Genomic DNA, 26,602 nt, shown 5'->3' with positions numbered 1-26,602 from the left:
TATTTACTTCCCGAAAAAAGAAGATTAGCGGCTGTCACGGTTGCGTTTCCTCTGCAACTCACGCTCCAAAAGTTTGATGATGGTTTCCTCCATCTGCTTCGGCGTTGTGTTCTTCGGAAAGTATTTTTTCAGCTTGCTTGTGTTGATTTTCAAGGTTTCTTTCTGGTTGCCCTTTTCCTCCGTCATAATCGCAAATATCGTATCCATGTCAAGCCGCCCGCTCTGGCTTAACTGTTTCATCCGCTGTGCCTGTGAGAGTGAGGGCGTTGCTTCTTCGCTCTCCATCGTGGCAAAGAGGTTTTCCTGCTCGTCTTTCTTCAAGAAGGACAGTTCCACCGCAGGCGTGAGGGCGATTTTCCCCTCGTCCACCATCTGCAAAATCGGCGGTATCAGTTCCGTCAGGCGGATAAAACGCTGCACGGTCATCCTGCCCACGCCGAAGCCCTGTGCCACCTTGTCGTCCGTCCGCAACTTCGTCACAACTTGTGACGAGGTTAAGTCTGTGCGGAAACCCTGCCGCTTCATGGCTTCGGATTTCATCTTGTAAGCAAACGCCCGCTCCGATGGCAGGATATTCTCACGCTGCAAATTGCTGTCTACAAGGGTGATGATGGCTCGGTCACGGTCTAAGGGCAGGACAAACGCAGGCACGGTATTTATCCCTGCAAGTTCAGAAGCACGGACACGCCGCTGTCCTGCAATCACTTCATAACCGTCCCCGTCCTCTTTCGGGCGTGTGATTATCGGCGTGACAATGCCAAATTCCTTGATGCTTTCCGCTAACTCTGACAGTGTTTCATCTTCTGCCACATGAAACGGATTGTCGGGGAACGGGTACAAGTCTTTGGTCTTTAACACCTTAAAATCCTGTTTCTTCATTCACATATCTACCTTTCTTTCGCTCTGCTTCTATGATTTTTCTGCAATTCTTCCAACACTTCGGGCGGTATTTTTGACAGCAGCCGCCCCATCTGCTCGTTGGTTCTCTGCAATTCAAATATCTTCTGATTCGCTTTCTGCACCTTTAGTTCCTGCTCGTACTTTTCATCACGCATACGCCCCGCATAGTCTGATTCCTGCCCAATTCTCTCTTTCAAACTGTCGATATACGCCTGCTGTTTCCCGATTTCCTTAGAGAATTTCTCCACGTCTGGCAGCCATGCAGAGAGTAAATCTAACGCTTTATCCCTTTTCTTCCCTGCGTTAAAGGCGTTGATGTCGGATAGGGCAGACACGATTTCTTCATACTGTTTATCAAGCCTGCCGCCTAATTTATAGAGCCATGTGGGGACGTGTTTCCGCTTGGTTTCCATTGAGGACTGCCCCCGTTCAAGCTGATTCCACCGTGAGGACATCCGCTCATGGTAGGCGGTCTGCCACTCGGATAATGATTTCTGGTTGCCTAAGATAGCTTTCGCTGACAGCTTATTGTCTGGCGTAATCGGCACAAAGCAGAGGTGCATATGGGGCGTTCTCTCGTCCATATGGACGACAGCGGAGAGGATATTCTGCTTTCCAACACGCTCCGAAATGAAGTCAAGAGCCGTCTGGAAATACGCTTTTTGTTCTTCGGGCGGTAACTGGTTCATAAATTCTGGTGAAGCTGTGATGAGCGTTTCCACCATCATCACGCTGTCTTTCCTTGTCCTGCACCCCGCTTCGGCTACCATGCGGTTAATCTCTTTCTTGTAGGTGTACTTTGGTGGTGCTATGAGATGGTAATTGTTTTTAGAGCGTTCCATATCTATATCTGGGTTGCTTTTGTAGGCTTCTTTCTTCCGCTCGTTGTGGCGTTCACAAGCCGCAACGCCGCCCGCTTTTCGTTTCTGGAAACGCAGGATTGCATAAGGCATAGGCGGATTCCTCCTTTCTTTCGGCGGGTGACCGTCCTTTGGGGTGACAGCGGTGACGGTGGTGACAGCAGTTTTGGGATACCCCCTGCCGACTGCCGCAACTGTCACCCTCACCCCCTGCATGACGGTCATGTCGATGATGACGGTGTTTTTGGGATACCCCCCTCGCAAGAGCCGTCACCGTCATGCCGCCATTCTTTTATCCGAAGCCGTAAGGCGTAGGATAGCAGGGCACAGCCCTGCCTTAAGGGAGTCCAGAGGGAACGTCTGGCACACGACTTTGCAGGGCAAAGTGTAGTGTGTTACACCCTGTAAACGCAGTCGGAAAAATCGGAATGATTTTTCTGACCGCAGGGGTGGTTTTACACGACCGAAAAGGGCGAGTAAATCTCACGCCTGCATTTTGCGTTTACGGGGTGTTCTCCCGTAGGGATGACAGCGGCAGGGTATCCTAAAATCACTGTCACCACCGTCACTGCTGTCACCCGCAGGGCAGAGCCGCCAGCTTTACATGGCTTTAAGCGTCAATGACAGTAACAGGGGGGTATCCTAATATCGCTGTCACCACCATCACCGCTGTCACCCGCCCTCCTTGCAAGGGCAATCCGCCTGCCGTCTTTCCTGCGGCTGTACTGGTAGCAGATACGGTTCTCGCTTAAAAATGTGGTGCGGTATTCATTCAGCCATTTCGTAATCACCGTGGGTATGGTTTCCGTTTCCCCCATAGCGGCTAACAGTTCCGTTGCCGTGCCTATCCATTCTTCCTTATCCCTCATAAAATCCACCAACCGAAAAAGGACATCTGGTATCGTTTCTTTCGCAAGCTGCTCCTGCGTTTTCCGCTCCACAAGCTCCCAACGGCAATCACGGAAACGCAGCGTGTATTCCTGATAAGGCGTGTCCCTGCCCGTCACATACAGCTTGGCGGTGTCAGACGCACGTTTCTCCTTTTCCAGAACAAAGGTAGCGTCCGCACTCCCCGTTAATCCTGTCGTCCCAGACACCTTGTTGAACACGTCGCTGTCATTCTGCTTTCGGATGTGGTGTACGACAATGACCGCCAGAGAGTGCCTGTCGGCAAAGTCTTTGATGAGGGAGATGTCCCCATAGTCGCTTGCATAGGCATTGTCTTTTGAAGCTGTACGGACTTTCTGCAAGGTATCAATGACAATGAGCCTGCTGTCTGGGTAATCTTTCAGATAATCTTCAAGCTGCACGATAAGACCGTCTGACAGCTTGCAGCTTGCCACGGCAAAGTGGAGCCGCCCGCTTGCTTCGTCCGTCAAACGAAATAACCTGTCCTGTATGCGGCAGAACGTGTCCTCAAGGCAGAGGTAAAGCACATCGCCCTCCATTGTCGGCATATCCCATAAAGGGATTCCCTGCGACACGCATAAGCATAGCTTCAGCATGAGCCAGCTTTTGCCTATCTTCTGTGAGCCGCAGAACAGCGATAAGCCTGTCGGGATAAGGCTGTCCACCACAAAGGATGGTTTCTCAAGCGGTTCATAAAGGAGCGTTTCGGCGTTGACTGTCTGTAACTTCTGCATGGCTTTCCTCCTTTCGGGCGGTGTCTTTGTTTTCGTTGCACATAGGCGTTGACCTCCTTAAAAATAGATTTACTCCCACGGAAAAAAGTGAGAGTATGTAATGCCGCCAATCCCACACAAATAAAAAACAGATTTCTTTTTCGGGCGGTGTCGGTCACGGTTGGAGATATTTCTTCAATTTCCGCCTTTACTTTCTCCTTTGCAATCGCAACAGATTTCTGTATTGCCGAAGCGGTGCAATGCTCCATAGCGGCGATTTGGTAAAAATTGAACTCATACTCGTAGTAGAGCAGGAAACGCCGCCTTTGTATCTCTGGAAGGCTCCCAACCGCCTTATAGAGCGTTTCATTCCGTTCTTCCTCAACCATGCGTTCATCAAGGCTCTTAGGCACACGCAACGCCCGTCTGTAAAGGGTTTCGTCCCATACCTCGTTAAACTCCCTGTGCCGCTCGTCCCATTAGAAAAGATTCCTGTTCCTGCGCTCCATCTGCCGAAACTCCATAAAGAACTGTTCCGACACTTCCAACTCGTGGGATTTGCCCTGCCCGTCCTTAAAGCTGATAAAATACCTTGTGCCGCTTTCCGTGGATTCCTCCCGAAGCGTGTATGCCTTAACCCTGTATGCCATCCTGTTGTCCTCCTGCAAAAAATGAGTGAGGGGATTTCCATCCCTCACCCAGTAGCCCGCAGGATGGCAGGCTGTTTTAGAAGCTATAAAATTTTCCGCAGCTTCTTCCGCAGATGGTCTAACCTCGCATAGATGGCACCAGTCGTCAAATGCACAAGCGGGGCAATCTCCTTTGTGGAATACCCCTGCATTTTCAGCAGGACGATTTTCAAGGTACGCCCGTCCACCGTGACTAATACTTGATAGAGATTTTCGCTCTCAATCTCTTCCAGTAACTCCGCAACCGTACCCACTTCCGCCTGCCGCTCCCTGCCTGCCATGTCCTCAAGATATTCCGCAACGTCATTCGTCCATCGGTAAAACCGCCTGTTGGAATTGAAGTCTGCCCTGTCCGCCATGCGTATCTGCTCAATGGTCGCTTCATCAACGCCGCACTCACGCAGCAGCTTTTCCTCCGCTTCTTTCCAGATACGCCATTTCCTGTCCTCCCGTCCGTGGTTGTATGCCATTCTTACTTCCTCCAATCAGAATTGATTGAGAGGGCAGAGAAAAGCCCCCTCATCTTCCCAAAGGAAAAAACAAGGGGGCTGAACGCCTTAAATTTTAATTTTCTATTATCTTTCTTAGTTTTATTAGGATTCTGGCTTTGCGTTTGTTTACAACGCTCTGGGTTATGCCCAACCTCGCCCCGACTTCACGCTCGGAAAGTCCGTCAAAAAAGATTGCCTGTATCAGCTCCTGTTCACTATCCGACAGCAAAGGCAGGGCGGCTTTCAGCCTGTCCACCATGACCGCATTGACAACGGTTTCTGCAATGTCCACCGCTTCATCAGTGATAAAGTCCAGAGGATTCCCCTCGCTGTCCGTAAATCCGTCGAGAGATAGCAGTCTATTCTTTGTATCTAATTTTTGCAGATAACGCCACCGTTCCTTGTCACGGTAGAAGTCTGTGTATTGCTCCCTCACGACTTCAAGCAGACAGCCTTGAATGGGGATAAACAGCTTGTCCATATAGGTCTGGTCGGATTCCCTGCAACGGCAGAACTCCGTGTAGGATAATTCCACATAGCCGCCACTTTCTCTGATATATACCTTTCTTGGTGCATATTTCACCATAAATACCTCCCATCTGAATTTTTGAAATGTAAAAAATCCAGATGGAGAGGCGGAGAACGACACCGCATATCAGAAACAGCCCTACGGCACTTTCCAACAAAAATCGACAAAAGAAAAACCGCAAAGGCTCTGTGACCTTTACGGTTATAGGAAATAGTAATTCTATTGTATGGAGATTGTACTTCTACTTTCAAGGTGAGAAGTACCGTTGCACTGGCAGAAATTTTTTAACTGGTTTCCTGCCGTTCTCTGATATGCTATGTATTGATAAATTTTGCTTCGTATGAGCAGATAGATAACTGCCCGAAAAAAGGACATAAAAAAATCCCTCCAAATTTAAAAACAAATTCAGAGGGTAATTTAGGGTATAACAAAATAACCCACCCGAATATCGTTTTTTTATTTGGTGAGTTTGTTCTTTCAAATACGAAACAAATGCTCATGTACGGTAAAGTATCACAAGAAAATTATGTCGAATTGACAGCCGCCTCCGCTATACCGAATAAGGAAATAAAGAGTCCTCAAATTTTGCGCTACTAAATGAAGACGAGCGGAAGTAATCTCCCGCTCGTCAGTAAACTTAACTATGCCATATCAATCCCGCTTCTTTCCCGCCACCGGCACTAAGAACAGCGCGGGCAACAGCAGGAAAGCGGTACAGACCAGCCCCCAGGGTATGGACACCTGCTGGGCTACCAGCCCCACAATAGGCCCGCCGATGATCTGCCCGAAAGAGTCCAGCTGTCCGCTGGTGGAAAAGACTGTGGCGCGCATTTTCTCATCCACTTGGTCGTTCATCCAGGCGGCCAGCACAGGCTCCTTGATGGTGCGCATAAGCCCCGCCAGCAGGAACACCAACAACATGAACCAAAAGCTCCGCCCCACCGCGAAGAGAACCAGGAACAGGATATACCCGGCGCTGGTGGACATGACCACACTGGTTCGGCTGACAGTCCCTTTTTTCTCCATGCGGGCGATGAGCAACTGAGAAGCCAGAATACCTAAGCCGTTGCCGATAAGACTGATAACACCGAACCAAGTGACGCTGTTCAGCGGCCCGATAACGGGTATTACCGTGTCATCCAGAAAATGAGCGGTGGAGAGCCGGTCAAAGCCTTCACTGGCAAGTCCCCCGCATAGTGTGATTGCTAAGAGCGCCAGCAACACAGGTGCGCCTTTCACAAAGCCCAGGTTGAGCTTGAACAGGCAGACAAAGTCTTTAAGCAAGCCCTGCCGTTCCTCAATAGCAGGGGAGAAGTTGGTTTCTGGCATGATGCGAACCATCACCAGCCCCAACAACAAGCACAAACTGCCCCCCAAGATGAGAGGCATTTGCAGGTTTATGTTTCCCAGCAGTGTGCCCAGCACCACGCCCAGAACGCCGCCGATTTGCCCCATTTGACTGCCCCGCAGGAACACCTTGTCTATGGGTTTGTCCTCTTCCTCCGAGGCAATCCACGCCTCCAGAGCGCCGGTGATGAAGGTATCACCGCAACCCCAGACAACCTGGGCCAGCAGAACCGGCGCGAACCACGGTAGCGCACCCTCCATCAGAAAGCCCAGGCCGTAGAGGAACATTCCAATCAGCACCGAGCGCCGACGGCTATACAAATCCGCCACCACACCGGTGGGCATCTCGAACAGAAAGCAGGAGGTCTCCTGAACCGTCCCTACCAGGACAAGCTGGAAAGCATCCAGCTGCACCACCTCCAGGTGGTACACGATGGAAAGCACTGTGGACATAGAAACCGCCAGGGAACAGACAAATCGGAACAGCAGGTAGACAGAATATGCCTTTGAATTTTTAGCAAACATGAAGTTACATTCTCCTTTCAAATCTCATTTTATATGACTTTTGCAAGCTGTTAAGCTAACTTGTGGAACATATGCCGAACCTTATCTATACGGCTATTCGGGCGGCGGGGTTGGCAAATAAATTTACCAATAGCTGGCTGGTATCCTTTTAACTCTGTCAAGCAGACTCCCTGCCCATTTGTGAAATAAGTTAAATCGTTCCTGTATTCTTGAATACATCTAGCAGGGATTTCTCCTTTCAGAATGACCTCGTCATTCTTTATCTGAGTACTTACAATATCTGCACAATACCTTGGAGCATCATGATACGCCCGTGAGAGATATTCCTGCGGTGCATAAATTTCAAAGTGGAGATATGGCTCTAATAGTTCTGTCCCTGCTTTTTTTAAAGCCTGCTCCAATACGATAGGGGAAAGCAGCCGAAAGTCTGCGGGGGTACTTACAGGACTATAATACAATCCATATTCAAAACAGATTTTACAGTCTGTCACTTTCCATCCATACAGCCCCTGCTCGCAGCCATAAAGAACCCCCTCCATAACCGCATTTTGGAACGATTGATTTAAATATCCAAGTGAAACTCTGCTTTCATACTGCACTCCGCTTCCAATAGGGAGCGGCTCTATGGACAACCCGACAGAAGCCCAGAAAGGATTTGGCGGGACTTCTATGTGGATGGTATATTCTGCTTTTCTAAGCGGTCTTTCCATATATATAACAGTAGGCTCTTTTATTTCTGCCTCCACATGATATTTTTCCTCAAGGATGGCACAAATGACTTCCATCTGCACATTCCCCAAAAAAGATAACATAATCTCATGGGTAACAGTATCAATGTCAAAATGCAAAAGAGGGTCTGTATCAGCAATCTCTGCGAGGGCATTTAACAGGGCTTCCCTTTGCTCCGGCTTTTGCGGCTCTACCGTTGTCCGAAGTAATGGCATGGGATTATCAATCCGTGTTTTGTGAGGCAGGAGTTTTTCATTTCCCAGGATATCGTTCAGTTTCAAAGTATCATCAGCTAAAATAACAATTTCTCCCGGACAGGCATGGTCAGCCGGGACGATTTCACCATTTGACGGAATACACATCTCTGTGATTTTTATTTTCTCTTTTTCAGATATTCTAATAACATCCCTCAAATGCAATGTTCCGCTATATATACGCACATAAACAAAACGCCGCCTTTTCTCTGAATATTCAATCTTAAAAACCTGCCCGCATAGTTCAGATTGACCTTCAGGCGTTGATGAATAAAATTTACTGGCAATTACTTCTATAAGCTGCCGAATCCCCAGATTGTTTTTAGCGCTTCCGTGATAAACGGGAAATAACGTTCCGTTTTGGAATCTCCTGTTTTCTTCCTGTTCCAGTTCTGACATTTTAAACGGTTTCCCTGACATATATTTCTCTAATAGTTCATCGTTTCCCATAATTACCGCATCCCACTGTTCCATATCGTCATTGTCCGTTACATTTATATGGGGATGCTGCCCAACCTTTTGCTTCACTATAATTTCCGAAGAAAGCTTTGCTTTCATTTCCCGATATACCATTGGCAAATCAATCCCCTCTTGGTCAATTTTATTGATGAAAAAAATTGTCGGAATCTTCATTATCTGTAGTGCATGAAACAGTATACGGGTCTGTGCCTGTATGCCATCCTTTGCAGAAACTAATAATACTGCTCCGTCTAATACGGATAAAGAACGGTATACTTCCGCCAAAAAATCCATATGGCCTGGCGTATCTATAATGTTGACTTTTACATCCTCCCACTGAAAAGATGTCACTGCTGTCTGGATAGTGATTCCCCTTTGACGCTCCAAATTCATTGTATCTGTCCTTGTTGTGCCTTCATCTACGCTCCCTAGTTCTGCAATTGCACCACTGGTATACAATAAACTTTCCGTTAATGTTGTCTTTCCTGCGTCAACGTGAGCCAGAATGCCTAAGTTAATTATTTTCATGTGATTTTCCTCCTATCAACACCCAAAAAAGGGCATAAAAATACCCAGTGATAAATACTCCTATCACTGGGTAAATAACTCCAATAGCCCCAAAACACTTATATGTTTTCGGGCATATAAAATTACATGATAAAAGTATTCTTAAACTGGGTACAAAAAACTAAGCCCCATATTAAAAGTGAAACGGGACTGCTACTTTTTGTTCCCACTATCAAATTGACAGTTTATTTAAGAATACCTTGCCGCATATTTATTAACTCCTTGTATAATACTGAATCTAATTATATTCCTTAACCCTTTATTTGTCAAGCTGACAAACTAAAGCAGAAAAAGCGGCAGGATTTCCCCCTGCCACTAATCATCTGTTTATGCAAAAATAATTTCCTTTTCCACAATCTCCCTCGCACAAGCCCTTATGTTATTGAGGCATCCTGTCCATTCTAAGGCGTTTTCTGCCTTTAGCTGTTCCGTTATGCCCTGTGCCTGTTTCATACCCTCTATGAGCCTTTCAAAGCGTTCCTGTGCCTGTCTGTTGATGTCGGCAAGGTAGGCGTTTAGCCTGCCGCTTGTAAGAAGATTGGTGTATGTAACTTTACGGTACTGTTTTAGATAATCTAAATGCCGTTGCCCCCAGATGCCTATTGCCTGTTCTTCTTCGGCGGGTACAGTTAAGCACGGTATCAAATAATCCCCTTGCCTTTCGTATTTGCCGCCCAGTTCCTCAAATAATGATTTTGCCATTGTCTGTTACCTCCACATTCTTTTTTATTTTGAATGTCCGCAAAATCCGTCCTACATCGGTCCTACAGTATGTATCACATAATCACATGACAGATTATATCCTTTTGTTATCTTTGCTTCTCCAGTCTCACATCCGTGTAGTGTCCTGCACTCCGCCAGAAGCTCCGGTCCTGCTGCTCTATGAATTGCACCATCTACACCGCCTCCGCCAAGAAGAGAGTTATTTGCTGCATTCACAATTGCCTGCACATCTGTTACTTTTGTTATATCTCCCATTAAAGTCTTAATTAAGTACATTTAGTTCCATCCTTTCCAGATATCCGGCTGATAACCAAATGTTGATTGCTTTCCGTTTCTTACTACTGGTGTTTTAATTACTTGTGGATTCTCAAGCACTTTTTCAAGCTTATCTTCATCTGCGATATACTTAATAAGAGCAAGTAAATCTTTGTCCTTACCATCCCAGTTAACCATATTTTCTAATCCACCATTTGCCTGAGCTACTGAATTAAATTCTCCTTTGCTCATACCTTTTTCTTTCATATCTATGAACTGATACTTTATGCCCCGCTCCTTGAAAAAACGCTCCGCCTTCTTAGTATCATTGCATTTCTTTGTTCCAAATATCTGTATATTCATATCAGTATTCCTTTTCTATCTCTCCATCTATTCCATACATTTTCTTGAATGCATCAAGGTCTGCCTGGTTCTTAATCAGCATAACCTCTTCTATTTTACCTGTATGAATATCCTTAAAACCTGCAACTTGTTCACCATTACATATGCTGGCCTTAATTACCGGTTTCTTATTTTCCTTATCATATGTCTTTGTAACTGTCTTTTTCCTAAATAGTCCCACTTTGAGCACCTTCTTTTGACTTTGCCATCAGTATAAGTTTTTCAAAGGACTGTGCAAAGCGTACATCATCTTCTTCCGTATGCTTTCTCGGTCCTTTCATATGATTCTTATGAGAGCTGCGTCTTGCCTTCTTGTTAAGATGTCGCTCCATAAGCATCTGATCTATGTTCTCATTCGTGTACCACTTGCCTGATTGGTGAATAACATATGCACCTTTCCCAAGTGCCATTGCAGCGACACCATAATCCTGCGATACTACTACATCCCCTTTATGACATATGCTAATTAGTTTATAATCTACTGCATCTGCTCCTGCGCCTACCACAATCACCTCACTGTAATCAGAATACAAAATATGATTCGTATCACACAGCAATGTGATGGAAATATTGTATTTCTCTGCTATTGTCTCAACAATGTCCACTGCCGGACACGCATCCGCATCTACAAATATCTGCATTTTTTCTCAAATCCGCTTTCTTCAGTTGTGGCTAACTGGTGTTCGTACTTCTATAAGATTTCCTGATGGATCATAAAATCTTACAAGCTTCTGTCCACATTCAAGTTCCATTAAATCCGTAACATAACTTACAACATACTTGCCAGACTCCAGTTTTTCAATAATACCTTCTATATCATTATCTTCAAAATAAAGTTCTGTCATATTGTTATGTGGAGTTGTATGTATTTTTGTACTATCATACCATACATCTACATCCTGCAATACAAGCCCCTCTGACATTATCACATTACCTTCCTGCCTTGTAATCACACGCAGTCCAAACAGTTCTTCATAAAAATCAATTGATTCGTCAATGTTATCAACAATAATCAATACATTTTTCAAACTCATATTTTATGTTCCTGCCTCTCCATTTCTTTTTGAATCCATGTCATAATTACATCTACAAGATAATCCTGCTGCACCTGACTTAGTTCCTTGCCAGGCTGCATTTTATGCCACTTTCGGATGCACTCCCTGCAGCATGTTGCTGTAGCGTGCTGAGCAATAAATACTGGATGTCCACGCATTGGTGTCTGTTTGCCATCATTTGCTATATATGCCGGAGCTTCTCTCTTTGCAATAAAATCCTTTGCATGTTGTCTTATTGTATCAAGACCTTTTTCATTTATGTAATCAATATCTTTCTGCTTCAGATGGAAACTGCTTCTGAACTTGGAATTATCCAGTCTCTCAAATAACTGCTTGTACCATTCATCCTTAGTCATATCATCACCACAAATCGTATGGTTTCATGGTTTCTGAATTTCGATATTCATGTTTCTCATAATATCCTATCAGATTACCCTCATCTCTGAGTGCCACCATGTAAACATCTTTATTCTGTTTCTCATTATGAAAAGTATAAACGATATTATGTCTTTCATCTGCTGCAAACCAGTCCACTACCTGCTGTATTCTATCTCTTGATTCCGGATTATGGCAGTCTAACAGGCTTCTTCCGATAAGTTTGTCGCCTCCTCGCTTCGCATAGCTGGTAACAGCTGCCGGATTCATGTAGATAATCTCATGTTTGAGATTGCATATAACAACGGATGCCCTGTCCTGATCAACAATGCTCTTATAAAAGCTGACATATGATTTAAACTCAATCAACTTTTCACTATCAAGCCTCTTCTGAAGTTGTGGTTTCTTTCTTCGATAATAATCGTATATCTCTCCATCTGGTATCCAGATTTGTGCCTCATTTATCTTATCAAGTACAGCTTCAACAATCTGTTCATCAGCTAATGAATCCGGGGCTTTTTCATGTTCTGCTACATATTTTTTATATTCTTCATACACCCAGCCTGTAATCTTATCCTTCTGTTTCATCTTGAGATTACTAAACTTCTTGTTCATCTGTAAAAGCTGACCATCTATCTTTTTATGTGTTTTTGTCTTTTTACTTTTTGCCAAATTTCTCCCACCTTTATATAATTAATAACTTTTGCTAGTATAGCGCATGTTTCGCATTTATCTTTTCACATTATAACATCTATCAAATTGATCCGCACTAAAAAAGGACGCAGAATCTCTCCCACGTCCTCAAAACTATCTGGCTTTATCTTCTCTTACCTTTGATACTTCCTTATGTGCCGCTTCCTGCTTCACCTCATCCACACCTCTAGCATCAAATGCATCTGCATTATACTGATACTCCTGTGGTTCAGCAACCATCGGTGAATATACAACCTCTGCTTCCACTCGCTCAGCTTCTGCCCTCTCCGGCTCTGTCTGTTCCTGTTCCTTTGTTTTCACATTCTCCATATACTTTTCCTTATCAAGCTGCACATTCATAGCCAGATTATCCAGCTTATCTATAGATGCATCCAAATGCAGCTCCATTGATACAAACAACTTTCTCACTGCTTTCATAGGTGCAAGCACCGCCTTTGTAATGGGATGTTTCTGCTCTTTCTGTGAATAATCCACCTCTGGCTTGTCAGCAAAAGTACGGAATGCATTAGCTGCTGTCTGACCAGCTTCACGAAATCCTTTTGTAAGAAGCGCTGTCTTTGCTATATCCTTATCCGTGGTCTTGATTGCACCTCTTACATTCTCTCGGATATCAAGAAGCCTTTTCTTAATTGCTAAGAACTCCGACACCCTGTATAATGCAGTTCTTCCCTTTGCCTTTGCTTCATCAACTATGCTCTTTGCTGTAGATTTGACCTGTTCTTTCACTTCTAATACCTGTGACTTTATCTGCTCACATCTGGTATTAAGTCGCTCCTGTGCTTCCGACAATGCCTTTTTAGCATTATTGACAAGTGTATCTTCCTGCATTTCTTTGATCTGATTCTGCATATTGGTGAGTTCTTCCGTCATGGAATCAATCTTTTTCTCCAGTCCATCCACATAGCTGCATATCTCAAATACATCGTTTGCCTGCTCTTTCATGGCATTTTTCTTTAATAAGTCGAGAAGTTCTCTTATGACCTCCTCATTGGTAAGTGTTTTTCCTGCTTCCATATCCATTCTGTTTCCTCCATTCTGTATATGGGGCAGCCTTGGCCGCCCCTGTACTCTGATTACTGATTATCGAAAGGGTGTTGCCTCTTTGTCTTTTTCTTTATCGGGATTGCCATGATGTTTCTCGGCACTCTCCCTCGCCTTTTCGTTGCTCTTATCCTTTGCCTTCTCATATTCCGAGATAATCTCCTTATAGAGTCTTTCCCTGAAATCCTTTGTAACCGGATAGCAGACATCCTGATAGATTGGCTTGCCCTGCTCGTCCACCTGCTTTGTCTTATAAGAAGGCATTGATACAAAGATTTTCTCTTTGCCCTGCACGATATTGATGTTATTTACGATGAAACTGTTTTCAAAATAAATGCGTGCAAGTCCCTTGATGTTACTACCTTCCCTCTCATAAGGTGTCACAGTTACGGAAAACTCCGGCATTTCCTGTGTACGCTCCTGCTTCTGTGTCTCCTCTTTCTCCGGTTCCTTAATTCTTGCATAGGCATCAAGGATATTGGTATAGAGTTCCTCTCGAAACTCTGCTGTGATAGGATTGCACACATCCTTATAGATCACACCGTTGCTTTCATCACGCTCATTGGAGCGGTATCTTGGCATTGATACGAAAAGCTCTCCCTTATCCTTATTCTCAAGGATTGCAATATTGGTAATCTTAAATGAATCACCGAATACCACTGTTGCAAATCCTTTGATATTGCTGCCCTCTTTTGCTCTTACTTCGTTTACCTTAATTGAATACTTCATATGCTATTCCTCGCTTTCTTTTTGTTCTTTGTTTTGCTCCGGTATGATAAGCTCACACCAAAGCTGTTCTATCTGTTCACAAGACAATCTGCCATTAAGCCAGTTGCCAAGTGTAACGACCATTCCGTCCTGCTCGTAATAGAGCCACTCCTGTGTTTCAATGTTCCCCTCATACACGATAGTCACATCAAAATCAGGCATAAATAATCCTTCCTCTGCATCCCATACACAGGCTATTCCCTGTCTGAGTGTCAGATTCAGGCTTTCCACATACACAGACCAGCCGCTTACGACTATCTGCAAGTCATCATCAATCTCTGCAATATCATCCTCGATGTCAATTAGCTCTTCCATTTCCGATACTGCCTCTTCTATCTCACCTAACCGGTATCTCTTATTCATCCATCTCCGCCTCCTTATAAATGCACCTGACCACAAAACGCATGGTTCCTTTCTGGGAACAGGTAAAAAGAGTTAGTTCTTTTTCATCTCCCTGTGTCTTGATGCTGTTATCATACGGATTTACTACCTCTGTCTCTGTTATCTCGTAGATATGCTTAAGTCCCTTTTTGTCGGTTATCATTACTTCATCACCTATGGATATCTGACTTAGTGGTGTAAAAAATGTGCCATATCTGCTGCCATTGTGACCGCACAATACACAGTTGCCACTCTCACCTATTCCTGCAGTTTCTTCTATATGACCGATCCCGGCATTAAGCACTTTACTTGTGGTTCCTTCCATTACCGGATACCTGATATCTAAGCCCGGTATCTCAATGATGCCGATAACACCGCCTTCTTTAAGAATGGCTTCATCCTCTTTACTAATGGAGGTTTGCTCTTCCTCCACGTCTGTTTCTTCATCGTAATCATCCTCCAATGTCTGCTCAAATTCACTTATGAGCTGTTCTGTCTGTTTTTCTCCGGTTGCCCGCCAGAAAAAAGGGACTGCCATAATGGCAATCCCTGCTGTAATCAGTAGTCCTGCGACCACTTTTCTTATGTTCATATTATTCACTCTCCTATCGTGTTCTGCCCTCTCTGTCGGCTGGATAAGCACCTTTATCCTCTGCCACAATTGCTGCAGCTTCCATTCTGTCATCAGCTTCTCTTTCTTCCTCCGGTCCGCTCAGGTCTGCATCCACAGCCTTTGCGTTCTCAAGGTCAAGCTGGGCATTCAGTTCACACTGCCTTGCCAGCTTTTCTTCCAGTTCCTTGCTGTACGCAAATGGCTTGTCATACTCAGTCTTTGATGCTTCTAGGTCATTCTGGTACTGTTCTATCTTCTTTTCTAAGAAATCAATGTTCTCATGGAGTCCATTGAACAGGTTTTCCAGCTTTACCATGCTGCCGACAGGACTGGTGGAAAGCTCTGCCTTGTACTCTGTTTTTCCACGAAGCACCATATAATTGATGCCAAGGAAGTTCTTTTCTACAAGCAGCTCAAATCCATGGAATTTACCGATTGCAGTTGTCTCTCCGGCCTTACATTTGCTGATTGCTTCAAGCATCATCGTTCCGCCATCCACACGCTCAGTATAGGTTGCTTTGCCTATGGTAATGGCAAATTCCGTATTATCAATCAGCTCTTTATCCCTTGCCTTTACATCCTCACGGACATTGGCAAGCTTTTCAGTTGCTGTCTTAATCAGCTTTGGGTACTTAATCATAAAGTTATCCTGCAAGCCATATCTCTGATTGTCATAGGATGCTTTCAAAAGCTTTAATCTCTGGACATCATTGTCAATCTCCATCTTTTCCTTGATTAAAGGATTCCCTGTAGCAACCGCCTTGATCTCTGCATATGAAAGTGTTGCCTCGTCGATATCCTCGCAGCTTCGGCTTACTGCCTTGCTTGTCATGACCTGACTGATGAAACGCTGCTTATTCTCAACGAGCGACCAGTTGTATGCATCAAAGGTTCCTTTGGTGACATATCTGTAGATTGCCACCTCTTTATTTTCATTGCCCTGTCGTATGCCTCGTCCTTCCCTCTGTTCAATGGAGCTTGGCTTCCAAGGACAGTCCACATGGTGCATTGCAACAAGGTGTGTCTGCACATTGACACCTGTTCCACACTTATCTGTTGAACCGATAAGAACTTTCTTTTTACCTGTCCTCATCTCCTTAAAAAGTGCATCCCTCTGTGCATCTGTCTTGGCATCATGGATAAAAGCTATCTCATCTGCCGGAATACCATACTGGATAAGTGTTTCCTTCAGATAATCATAGATGGTAAAGTCTTTATCCGGTCCCGGTGTGCCGATGTCCGAAAAAATAAGCTGGCAGCCTATATGACCATCAGCATTTCCTTTCTCATATTCTTTCCAGACATTTTCTGCTACCTTATTGAGCTTTCCATCTGGATTATTTGGTGCGTCCTTATCAATCAGCCTTGCATCTGTTCCGAGTAATCTTGCCTCATGGGTAATCTTTAGGAAGTTGTCCACACTTGGATCAACTCCACCACCTCTGATACGCTCTGCCCTCACAACAAAGTCTTCCATGACCTGCTTCACATACCAGTCAGGCTCCGACTCCACAATAATAGGCTTGCCGCCACGAAGAGCAGGCACATCAAGGTCAAGCATGTCTGCTGTCTGCACATCTGCTACCTCACGGAAGATATTCATAAGCTCCGGCAGATTCGTAAACTTATTGAATCTGCTCTTAAAACGAAATCCGCTTCCCTCTACAGTAAGCTCCAGTGCTGTTGTTACTTCACCAAAGTTTGCTGCCCATGAATCAAAGTGATAAATCCCCATCTCTTCAAGTGCCGCTTTCTGTAAGTAAAGCTGCATGACATACATCTCACACATGGTATTGGATATCGGTGTACCAGTTGCAAACACAATGCCCCTGCCATCATTTATCTCTGATAGATATTGGCATTTAAGCTGCATATCTGTTGACTTTTTCGCTCCACTACTGCTGATACCTGACACATTATTCATCTTGGAAAAAATCGCAAGGTTCTTGAAATTATGTGCCTCGTCCACCATGATAGAGTCCACACCCAGCTCCTCAAAGGTTATAAGGTCATCCTTTCTGCTCTCATCAGATAGAGATTTCAGCTGTTCCTCCAGCTTTTTCTTCTGGCTTTCCATCTGTTTTACAGTCCATCTCTCTCCGTTACGCTCCTTCATCTCATCAATCGCATAGCTGATCTCATCAATCTGCTCATTGAGCATTCTTTCCTTTCTCTCTGCTGAGATTGGAATTTTCTCAAACTGCGAGTGCGACATGATGATACAGTCATAGTCACCTGTTGCAATCCTTGATACGAACTGCTTTCTGCGGCTTTTTTCAAAATCACGCTCTGTGGCAACCAGGATATTTGCTGACGGATAAAGCCTTAAAAACTCTGATGCAGTCTGCCCGATAAGTGGCTTTGGAACAACCATGATTGTCTTATTGGCAAGTCCGAGTCTCTTCTGCTCCATGCAGGCAGCCATCATCTCAAAGGACTTTCCGGCACCAACGCAGTGTGCCAGCAGGGTGTTTCCTCCAAGAAGGATTCTTGCCACCGCATTTTTCTGGTGTGGCTTTAGCTCAATCGCCGGATTCATTCCCGGAAACTGTAAGTGGCTTCCATCATACTCACGCAGACGGATGTTATTGAATGTCTCATTGTAATATTCCACATACTTCTGTCTTCGCTCCGGCTCGGCAAACAGCCACTCCTTGAACTTCTCCTTGATCATGTTCTGCTTTTCCCTTGCAAGCATTGTCTCATTCTTATTGACTTCGTAATGATATTTGCCATCACCGTCATCAATCCTGTCCCTTACTGTTACAGTTTTAAGATTCAGCGTATCCTCAAAAATAGAATAAGCATCCATGCGGCTTGTACCATAGGTCTTAGTAGCTGCCACTGAATGCTTATCCATGCTCTTATTCTCGATGAACCATTCCATGCTCATCTTATTTAAGTGTACCTGAATGCCTGTATTGTAAAACTGGCTTCTGACTGCTCTTGCACGTCTTGGTGTATTGAGAAGTTCATAGATAAACTGCTCATAATCAAGCGGCTCAATCCATGTCGTGCCAATCTTTACATCAATATCCGAGGCTTCAATCCATTCCGGCTGCACCTTTTCAAGTGCTGCCACATTGCCTGCGAATCTTTCTGCCTGCGGATTGTCTGTATCAGCTGCCATAGCCTTTGCCACACGAAGCTTGTCTCTCACATTTCCGGAAAGATACTCGTCTGCTGTCTCCCAGCCAATGTCGGGATTGTCCTCGTTGTAGCGGTCGGGATTTAGGAAAATCAATCCATCCAGCTCTTCCACAAGAACTGCCCTTCTAAGCTCTGCCAAAGCATCATCACTAAATGTTATCTCATCAGCTGTCTGCCCGGACTTTTCTGCAAGTTCTTCCTTTGCATTAGTAATATCCGGCTCATAGATAGAGAGCATATAGGCAAGATTTACATATCCAAATTCATTGACGGATACATTTAATGCTTCCACAGCAGTCTCAACCCTGTCTATGACAGTCTTTGCCTTAATCGTCTGCTTATAAAACATATCCGCTTTTTTCACCTCCCCGTCTTCATTTACTTCCTCAAGACTGCAAAGAAGTGGGTAATCGCTGTCATCCCTGAAAGCTATTCTGTTTGCTTTTGAAGTAATGGCGCCATACTGCTTTACAAATGCATCATATTTTACATTAAGAAGTCTCTGCTTATCAGAAAGCTCCTCCTCGCTGCAGCCATCCATCTGGATATCAATCAGCTCTCTTGTTATCTGTCTGATTTCATCAAGGCTTCGGATTCGCTCCTCGGCAGTCTGTGATACTTCTTTTTTTACCATCTCGGAATTTTCCCTGTAATAGAGTTTTCCTTCAAAAAATGTGTAAGTGTAGTTTCTCACATCCGGATCAGCCGGAATAACTTCCTCCGTCTGCTCCGCCTCATCTGCCACTCTCTCAAAATCTGTCATCTGTGCTTTGATATTACCGATAGCTTTGTTTAATGCTTCATAAATATTGAAGTTCTCATCATCATTCACGCAGACTGTGTATCTGCTGTCCTGTCCGTAAATCCTTGTATCATATTTCATAGAACCAAGCATCATTTCCGGATGCTCTGCAAAATAAGAGTTGACTGCAATGCCATTCTCAGTTACACCAAGGTGTACCCAGTCCGGCTCAATATCAATCTTTCTCTCCCTTTTCTGCAAAAACAGGATATCTGCTGTCACTTCGGTTCCTGCATTATCTTTAAATGCAGTATTCGGAAGTCTTATCGCTCCCACAAGCTCTGCTCTTTCAGCCAGATACTTTCGGATAGTAGGATTTGCCTTATCAAGTGTTCCCTTTGTGGTAATCACCGCAACCATGCCTCCCGGTCTTACCTGATCAAGTGCTTTTGCCAGAAAATAATCGTGGATACGGAAGTTATACTTGTTGTACTTCGGATCAAAAACCTTATAATCACCAAATGGCACATTTCCGACAACTACATCAAAGAAGTTATCCGGATATGTGGTATTCTCAAATCCTGTGATACTGATATTGGCATTCTGATAAAGCTGCTTTGCAATTCTTCCCGAAATGCTGTCAAGCTCCACCCCATACAGCTTACTTCTCTGCATAGGTGCCGGCATACTCCCAAAGAAGTTACCGATACCCATAGATGGTTCTAATACATTGCCGCCTCTGAAACCAAACTGGACAAGTGCCGAGTTCATGCACATGGCAATCTCCGGTGAAGTATAAAAGGCATTGTTTACTGTTGCCCTAGCTGCAGCATACTCTTCATCCGATAACATCTCTTTGAGTTCTTTGTACTCTTTGCTCCAGCCTGCGTTTTCCTCGTCAAATGCCTGTGACAGTCCGCCCCATCCGACAAACTTCGACAAGGTTTTCTGTTCCTCCGGTGTTGCAAGCCTGTTTTCTGATTCAATCTGCTTTAAAGTACGGATTGCATCCATATTCCACTGGTATCTGGTCTTGGCACCGCCTTTTTCCATTTCCCAGAGATTGTAATGGAAGTTGTGCTTCGTCTGCCCGGCAACATTCTTCTCATTTTCAAGACTTTCTACTTGCTGTACTGGTTCCTGCTTTGGTGTAAAATCTACAGTTTCCTGTGATTCTGTATCAGCCTGAATATCATCCACAGATACTGATACCACATCATCTGAAACTACATGTCCATTCTCATCAATCTTGGTTTCCCATCCATTCGCTATTGCTCTTTCCCTGGTTTCAAGACGATTAGCTTTTACACTATCCTCGATGTCAAAGAATCTCTTATAGACCGGATTCATCTTATCCCTGTCAGCCTTCTGCTTTATCTCTTGATAATACTTTTTCTGGTCTTCTCCGCAGTAAAATGGCTGTTTTACCATATAGGATAAAATCTCATATAACTCACGCCAGTCGAGAGCACCTTCCTTACGCACACCATTCCTGTTCTTATAGCTGATCTTCACATATCCACTTCTGATTGAGTACTCCACAAGACCATACTTATTGTTGGAATATGCCTTTCTTTCTGCATTATCTGTCCCTAATGCAATATCCCTGATAAGGTCAAGTTTATTGGGCATAAATGCAAAATCAGACTGCACCACATCCATAAGGAATGCCCTAAACGGAGTGTAGCAGCTGCAATCTGTTACAAGAATCTCCGCCGCATCACGCAGGTCTTCATCAAGCTCTGCAATACGCTTGGCATAATCAATCGGTGTAATATACTGAAGCTCTGATGGATCTTTTTCAGTTGTTTCAGCTTCTATCTCTGCACCATATTCTGCCTGTGTTACCATGCGGTCTTCATCGGCAGTTTCCTGTGGTGTCATGCCTTTTGCACTTACATAATCTCTGTTAAAAGCATAGCTCTCCGGCTCATCCGGTATTGCATAATCATCAATCTCTGATTCTGCCTCCTCCGGTTCCACTTCCCGGTATTCGGCATCAATGACCTCATCATCCTCACGGAGTCCGTCCATCGCAAGCTCATCAATACGAGGTGTCTCAGGCTGGTATTCCCCTGTAAGAATAAGGACACCAAGCTCTTTTTCGATATCTTTCCACGAAACATATCCTTCAACCTCTCCATCCTCATCTCGCCACTGAAAACGCAGTCCATTCCCATGAAATGTGTCATATCCGTGCAGTCCCAGTCCGTCAACCGGCCAGCCTGCACCTCCCTGACCATATTCTGCTTTGATACGCTTTGCCCTGGTTCCTGCATCAATCTCAGTTTCAAAAATCTTGCATACCCTGCCCTTGCCACCGATAAAACCTGTACCTCTCATAAGCACCTGTTTGATATACTCACTTGGTACTGTTGCAGACTTTTTGGGATTCAGGTAATTGTATTTACCTGCTAATGCAGCTTTTCTGTCCTGCTCGAACTGACGCATAAACTGATTATTGTTTTCGTCCTCAGTATGAATAGTGCCAATGCTTGCCTGCCCATTCTGGTCGAAAAAAAAGGAAGCCTGTGTATATTCGGCTTCCTTACTAACACCCAATGAATTGATTTCATCAAGTTCCCTATTCAGTTCTGTATCATCTGATTCTAGTGGAATCGCATCACTATCTGATGGAGTACCACTTCCTCTGCCTGCATCTTCGCCTGCTCTCTTATCTTCCACATCTCCATTGTCGATGACGGATTCTGTGGCTTGTGCTTCGCCAGATACTGCATCTCTAACTGGTCGTACAGCTGGTTCGCTTCCTCCTCTACCGCTGACATCTTCTCGTACATCTTCCCGAATCTCATCAGCGTCTTGTATCTTGCCGGCTCGTTCTCCTTTAGATAGTTCATCGCCATCCTTCCGTATTTGCCCAGCTTCGTGAGATCCTCCGTCTCGTCCGGCATCTCTATCTGCGGATAAAGCAGTCCGTCCACTTCCTTGTAAGTCATTTCTTCTAACATATCCAATTCTCCTTTCGCTCTCGATTGCCTTTAAGTTACGACTAAATTCTCTAAGAACACTACAGGAGACATCGCATACAATGGAACCAAGACGGTAAATGATCTCTTCGTCTTTGATATTTACGATCTGACTAAAATCCTGTTCTTGCACAGATAAGTCAAATCCGCATCTCGTCCCTACAGCATACATGACACTTGCATATACAAGCTGCTCCATGTCCATTTCCTGCTGTAAGCCATTGCGTTTCTTACTTTCTTCCTTTATCACACTACCTGATAGCTGCATAAGTTCGGTCATTCGGTCTCCGAACTCTTCTTTTATTATAAGCCAAACATCTGTTCCTGTAAACTGTTTTAATATATTTTTTAGAGACTCCCTGTCGCTGTTATCGTACTGCTCAATCTGACCTTCTGACACAAGAAAATCCACATAATCCTTAAGATTTTCTCCCTCAAGGTCCCATGTCAGCTTAACATTCTTCCCTCCGGTATCACTGATATCAAAGATATACCTCATGCGTGGATTCAGTGCCCTTGACGGGAAGATAGCGCAGCCTTTCGCACCACGCTTTACATATCTTCCCACCTTTTTCCAGGTATCATAATCTGCCATGAGTGTGCTTTTTTCCGGAGGTCTTTGCGCTGTTACCATAACGATATTGTCAAATTCATAGCGGTATAACTGACCTGCGACCTTTAACACATCCTTCCAGTTCTTTTCTGATCTGGTGATGTTACCAATCTCAGAATCGTATATCGCTTTGACCTTCATATCAACGCCCATACCTTTGTCCTCCTCTACTTAAACATCTCTGCAAACAATCCCTTCAATACCTTTAACTCATCCTTATCCAGCTCGATTGCAAATTCATTGTCGATTGCCTGTTTTTCGCATTTATCCTTTTTCTTTGCAATCTTACGCACCACACGAAGAAGCACATAGCACTCCTTGGACTTTGCAATGCTCTGTTTAAAGGTCAGCTCATCCTCATCGACTGACTTCTGTGTCTGATAGATAATCTCTTTTATCTTATCATTGATACCATCTACTTCCTCAATGGAAATAATAACGGATGCCTTAGAAGCACCCGATCTGTCCCACTCCTTATGAAGTTCCTTTACTAAAAACTCCATGTTCTTAATTACTGTTGTTGAATCACTTTTCATCTTGCTTTTCCTCCGTTTTCTTTTAATGAAGAAGGGAGCTGACCTTCGCTGATAGGCGCAAAATCTACTCCCTTCATGTCCTCTGCTCCAAGGACTATCTGCTCTGCATAATACATATCCATTGCCTTATTGATGGCATCGTCAAGCGACTCTGCCTTTACTTTCTGTACTCGTGAAAGCACTTCTTTTATCTCAACATCAAATTCCTGTTCCATATGATATCGCCTCCTGTAAAAATCTCATCACCGGCTCTTTTCTTCCTTTACCTGTCTTTCCTTAAAGCCTTCATCGTACTTTCCATCTTCCAGCCTGTCGTAAAAACAGTCCTCTTCAATCGTTCCAAAATCCTCATACATCTGGTGAAGGAAGTCATTCTGCAGCTTCTTCGGTACATCATCATCCTTTGACATATCCTGATAAAAATAGAACTTCTGCTTTAGCTTTGCCCTGTAATCATAGATATCCTCTATCTTTTCCGGTGTGCCATACTCCCTCTTGTATGCCTTGAAATTTGTAGTTGAAAGTGTGGAACCTAGATAAATGCCATGCTCCCACGATACCCCGATTGTGGTATTGTCCTTTGTAGGCTTCTCATCCTTCGGATAACGCTTATACTCTGTCGCACCAAGGGCGATTGTAAGGGAACCTGACTTCATATCCATCACCACAAGATTCCTTGGTGATAATGCTTCAAGCACCATGTAATCATGGTCATTGAAGTTATGAAATGTCTGTCCCCTTTCAAATGAGCGGTTCTCCATTTCATAATGCAGGTTAAAATCATCCACCCAGCCCTTATCGGTCATTCCAATCTCCTTAAGCTTTGCAACACATTCATAAGAACTGGCTTCTTTATCAAACCGAAATTCTTTGGAATCGTTATAAAATCCCTGAAGAAAATGTCCCAGCTGAATATCATCCAGACAGAATCTCGCAGATACAGTTACATTTGCTGCCCTGTAATACTCTGTGAAGTTATCTGCTTCACCAAGTGTCCTTCCAAGCTGCAACAAATTGTCTGCAAGCTCTGACATGTCATCAACTGCTATAAAACTCTTATAATCATCCAGAGTCATCAGCATATTTGTCTCTGTTCCCCTGTCGTTTTCTGTTACCAGTATCATATCTTTTAAATCCATTCTTACCTCCAGTCTCAGAGAGGGACTATGCCCTCTCTGCAAATTTCCTGTTATGGTCTTCCTATCACAACAATCTTTCCTGTGCTTGCCACATCCCTGTAGACCACACCAAGACTTTCATTAAGTGCCTCTACCACCTTGCCATTTCCGACATATACTGCCACATGGCTGATGTTCTTATATCTTCCGTTGCTTGTAAAACTGTAGAAGATAAGGTCTCCCGGCTGTAACTCATCAAAGGAGACAGTCTTTCCGGCTTCATCCAGTCCCTGTGCCTCCGCTGCCGCTGTGGTTGCACCGCCATAACTAATATCCACGCCTGCATCTTTCCATGAGTAATATGCAAGAGAACTGCAATCATAATAATTGCCGGAATCTCTCATATCCTGACTGTATGGAAAACCAACTCTGTGAAGTGCGTATGAGCAGACTTTTTTCTGCCTGCTGTCAGTGATTCCACTAAGAATAGCATTGATTTCATCCTCTGTCATGGAACTTACTCCCGGACTGCCGCCTCCACCACCGCTTCCGCTGCCAGCGTACCCAAGCTGTCCCATAAAGTCAGCACTCATAATCTGCTCAAGCATTTCCACCTGGTTAGCGTCAAATCCATACACCGAAATCATATCCCGATAAGATTTGAGTGTGACATTCACATACAGAACCGACTTCGTGACAGTAGTTACATTACCGTCTGCATCTGTTTCTTCCACATCCTTTGTTCCGGTGCTTGTGGTGTATGAACACATATCATTTACAACTGCCTGCAGCCAGCCTTTAGAAGTATCATTCATGACTGTTGCAGTATCTCCGACACCATGCTTGACCATATAGACTGCCATGATGTCATAGTAATTGCTTGGATTTTCTTCCATACCTTCATAATCCACATAGACAAGCTCTCCAAGGTCATATCCGGTATGCTCATTCACTTTCGTGTTCACATCCCGGTTAAACTCCTGCACATAGGCACTCGTTACTGTCTGCACGGTATCTCCTGATTCAAGTGGTGGCAGGAATAAAGCAAATGGAGAATTGTAAAGGATTGCTATCACCGCTATAACCGGAACCGCAATCATGGCAACTACAAGAACAAGTAATAAAAGCACCAATCCGATAATCGGTGCAGCTGCCTTTACCCAGGTAATCGCTTTTCGCACAATCAGATCCTTTACCAGCTTTGCCACACTATCCGTCTGATTCTCCTGTGCTTTCATCTTATCCAGAAAGAACTTTATCTTCCTGCTCCGGTTTGTCATCTTTTCATCCTTGACCTCTATGGACACACCTGCCGCATATCCGGCTGCCATGCCGATTGCCGTGCCTACTCCCGGTGCAACCGCTGTTCCTGCCGCCGTAGCAGCTGCCTTTGTAGCAGTTTTCGTTGCAACCTTGGCAGTAGTCTTTGCTGTTTCTTTTGCCGTCTCTTTAGCTACCGTCTTGGCTGTATCTTTGGCAGCTTTCTTTGCTGTCTTTTTTGCCAGCTTCTTTCCTGCCTCTACCTTCTTGATACGCTTCTTTGCCTCGGCTGCCGCCTTTTTCCTGAAAAGTGCAGCCCCCTTAGAAGCAGTTCCGGTAACAGGGCGGCTTGCTTCATATGCAAGATATGCTGCCTGCGATACCTCCTGACCGCCTTCCACCTGATCTGTTACTGCCCCGGCTACAAGTGCTCCAGTTCTTCCTGCAATGTGAAGATTCGTGTTCTTGGTCTTGATGGAAGTGTTTGATTCCTTAAGGTTTTGCTTGAATCTTGATAATCCCTTATTCTTCGGCTCCGACTGATGAATGGTACTCTTGCGATAGGACTTCTTTCTATCCGTATCAGTTACCTTTGCACCAGCTGTCTTAGGACCTCTCTCTACTGTATAGATGTTACTCCCCTTAATCTTGGCTCCCTTCGGTTCGTGGGCATGAATCTTGGCTTTCTCCTTGGTGTGAATGACCATCGGTTTGTCATCAACCTTTCTAATTTTCAATTTTCTCACCTCCTACTTTGAAAAATAAAATAAGCCGCTAGGGAGCAAAAATTACTCCTTAACGGCTATGTAAAATCATTCAATATTCAATTATTAAAAGCAACATGAAACTGGAAGTTTCCATTTATTTCTTTTTGCGGTATTTGGGTTCAATACCTAC

22 protein-coding genes and 3 pseudogenes are annotated in these 26,602 nt (G+C 44.4%); all 25 read right to left on the bottom strand.

Features of this window, described 5'->3' with window-relative positions:
• Positions 1-24 precede the first annotated feature (24 nt).
• The gene (locus DWY37_RS14650; RefSeq protein WP_000743700.1) at positions 25-879 is read right to left on the bottom strand and encodes a ParB/RepB/Spo0J family partition protein; all 855 of its coding nucleotides are present in this window, start codon (positions 877-879) and stop codon (positions 25-27) included.
• Between the two features lie 8 nt (positions 880-887).
• On the bottom strand, positions 888-1,853 hold the full coding sequence (gene mobV / locus DWY37_RS14645; RefSeq protein WP_001820668.1) for a MobV family relaxase: 966 nt from the start codon (positions 1,851-1,853) through the stop codon (positions 888-890).
• Between the two features lie 517 nt (positions 1,854-2,370).
• Positions 2,371-3,403, bottom strand: a pseudogene (locus DWY37_RS14640) (AAA family ATPase).
• 154 nt (positions 3,404-3,557) lie between these two features.
• Positions 3,558-4,032 (bottom strand): annotated as a pseudogene (locus tag DWY37_RS14635) (RNA polymerase sigma factor).
• Between the two features lie 83 nt (positions 4,033-4,115).
• Positions 4,116-4,541, bottom strand: coding sequence for a sigma-70 family RNA polymerase sigma factor (locus DWY37_RS14630; RefSeq protein ID WP_000323895.1), 426 nt, complete (start codon positions 4,539-4,541; stop codon positions 4,116-4,118).
• 94 nt (positions 4,542-4,635) lie between these two features.
• Positions 4,636-5,145 (bottom strand): sigma-70 family RNA polymerase sigma factor, encoded by a 510-nt coding sequence (locus DWY37_RS14625; protein ID WP_105116765.1) that lies wholly within the window; start codon positions 5,143-5,145, stop codon positions 4,636-4,638.
• A gap of 597 nt (positions 5,146-5,742) precedes the next feature.
• Entirely contained in the window at positions 5,743-6,963 is a 1,221-nt protein-coding gene (gene tet(40), locus DWY37_RS14610; RefSeq protein ID WP_109215034.1) for a tetracycline efflux MFS transporter Tet(40), read from the bottom strand.
• A 50-nt stretch (positions 6,964-7,013) separates the two neighbouring features.
• Positions 7,014-8,933, bottom strand: coding sequence for a tetracycline resistance ribosomal protection protein Tet(O) (tet(O), locus tag DWY37_RS14605; RefSeq protein WP_117823345.1), 1,920 nt, complete (start codon positions 8,931-8,933; stop codon positions 7,014-7,016).
• 366 nt (positions 8,934-9,299) lie between these two features.
• Positions 9,300-9,674 carry a TnpV protein gene (locus DWY37_RS14600; RefSeq protein WP_001129922.1) on the bottom strand — a complete coding sequence of 125 codons (375 nt, stop codon included), beginning with the start codon at positions 9,672-9,674 and terminating at the stop codon, positions 9,300-9,302.
• A 54-nt stretch (positions 9,675-9,728) separates the two neighbouring features.
• Positions 9,729-9,971: pseudogene (locus DWY37_RS14595) on the bottom strand (macro domain-containing protein); the annotation flags it as partial.
• Positions 9,972-10,313 carry an arsenate reductase family protein gene (locus tag DWY37_RS14590; protein ID WP_117918755.1) on the bottom strand — a complete coding sequence of 114 codons (342 nt, stop codon included), beginning with the start codon at positions 10,311-10,313 and terminating at the stop codon, positions 9,972-9,974.
• 1 nt (position 10,314) lies between these two features.
• Positions 10,315-10,533 (bottom strand): aspartate dehydrogenase, encoded by a 219-nt coding sequence (locus tag DWY37_RS14585; protein ID WP_117918756.1) that lies wholly within the window; start codon positions 10,531-10,533, stop codon positions 10,315-10,317.
• Entirely contained in the window at positions 10,520-10,993 is a 474-nt protein-coding gene (locus DWY37_RS14580) for a YaiI/YqxD family protein (RefSeq protein WP_117918759.1), read from the bottom strand. The genes DWY37_RS14585 and DWY37_RS14580 overlap by 14 nt, the downstream gene beginning before the upstream one ends.
• 21 nt (positions 10,994-11,014) lie before the next feature.
• The gene (locus tag DWY37_RS14575) at positions 11,015-11,386 is read right to left on the bottom strand and encodes a VOC family protein (protein WP_117918761.1); all 372 of its coding nucleotides are present in this window, start codon (positions 11,384-11,386) and stop codon (positions 11,015-11,017) included.
• On the bottom strand, positions 11,383-11,763 hold the full coding sequence (locus DWY37_RS14570) for a DUF4186 domain-containing protein (protein ID WP_117947812.1): 381 nt from the start codon (positions 11,761-11,763) through the stop codon (positions 11,383-11,385). The genes DWY37_RS14575 and DWY37_RS14570 overlap by 4 nt, the downstream gene beginning before the upstream one ends.
• A 4-nt stretch (positions 11,764-11,767) precedes the next feature.
• Positions 11,768-12,454: a PAS domain-containing protein gene (locus DWY37_RS14565; RefSeq protein ID WP_117918765.1), complete on the bottom strand. Its 687-nt coding sequence runs from the start codon at positions 12,452-12,454 to the stop codon at positions 11,768-11,770.
• Between the two features lie 135 nt (positions 12,455-12,589).
• Positions 12,590-13,516 carry a DUF6674 family protein gene (locus DWY37_RS14560; protein WP_118392676.1) on the bottom strand — a complete coding sequence of 309 codons (927 nt, stop codon included), beginning with the start codon at positions 13,514-13,516 and terminating at the stop codon, positions 12,590-12,592.
• A gap of 60 nt (positions 13,517-13,576) precedes the next feature.
• On the bottom strand, positions 13,577-14,266 hold the full coding sequence (locus tag DWY37_RS14555) for a SpoVG family protein (protein ID WP_118540713.1): 690 nt from the start codon (positions 14,264-14,266) through the stop codon (positions 13,577-13,579).
• 3 nt (positions 14,267-14,269) lie between these two features.
• Positions 14,270-14,668, bottom strand: coding sequence for a hypothetical protein (locus DWY37_RS14550; RefSeq protein ID WP_118540715.1), 399 nt, complete (start codon positions 14,666-14,668; stop codon positions 14,270-14,272).
• Positions 14,661-15,278 (bottom strand): class D sortase, encoded by a 618-nt coding sequence (locus DWY37_RS14545; RefSeq protein WP_118540717.1) that lies wholly within the window; start codon positions 15,276-15,278, stop codon positions 14,661-14,663. The genes DWY37_RS14550 and DWY37_RS14545 overlap by 8 nt, the downstream gene beginning before the upstream one ends.
• A 13-nt stretch (positions 15,279-15,291) precedes the next feature.
• Positions 15,292-22,944 carry a helicase-related protein gene (locus DWY37_RS16505; RefSeq protein ID WP_118544571.1) on the bottom strand — a complete coding sequence of 2,551 codons (7,653 nt, stop codon included), beginning with the start codon at positions 22,942-22,944 and terminating at the stop codon, positions 15,292-15,294.
• 14 nt (positions 22,945-22,958) lie between these two features.
• Complete coding sequence (locus DWY37_RS14535) at positions 22,959-23,327, bottom strand: hypothetical protein (RefSeq protein WP_118540719.1); 369 nt, start codon at positions 23,325-23,327, stop codon at positions 22,959-22,961.
• Positions 23,324-23,542 (bottom strand): DpnD/PcfM family protein, encoded by a 219-nt coding sequence (locus DWY37_RS14530; protein WP_004611546.1) that lies wholly within the window; start codon positions 23,540-23,542, stop codon positions 23,324-23,326. Before DWY37_RS14530 ends, DWY37_RS14535 begins: the two co-directional genes overlap by 4 nt.
• 27 nt (positions 23,543-23,569) lie before the next feature.
• Positions 23,570-24,466, bottom strand: a complete 897-nt coding sequence (locus DWY37_RS14525) for a hypothetical protein (protein ID WP_055062782.1) — start codon at positions 24,464-24,466, stop codon at positions 23,570-23,572.
• 50 nt (positions 24,467-24,516) lie between these two features.
• Positions 24,517-26,412, bottom strand: a complete 1,896-nt coding sequence (locus tag DWY37_RS14520; protein WP_118332415.1) for a C40 family peptidase — start codon at positions 26,410-26,412, stop codon at positions 24,517-24,519.
• Positions 26,413-26,602 lie beyond the last annotated feature (190 nt).

Origin of the sequence: Roseburia sp. AF25-13LB (assembly GCF_003478915.1) — a bacterium.
Lineage (GTDB): Bacteria > Bacillota > Clostridia > Lachnospirales > Lachnospiraceae > Roseburia_C > Roseburia_C amylophila.
Note: the sequence above shows the minus strand (reverse complement) of the source record. Positions and strands in the feature narration are given on the sequence as shown.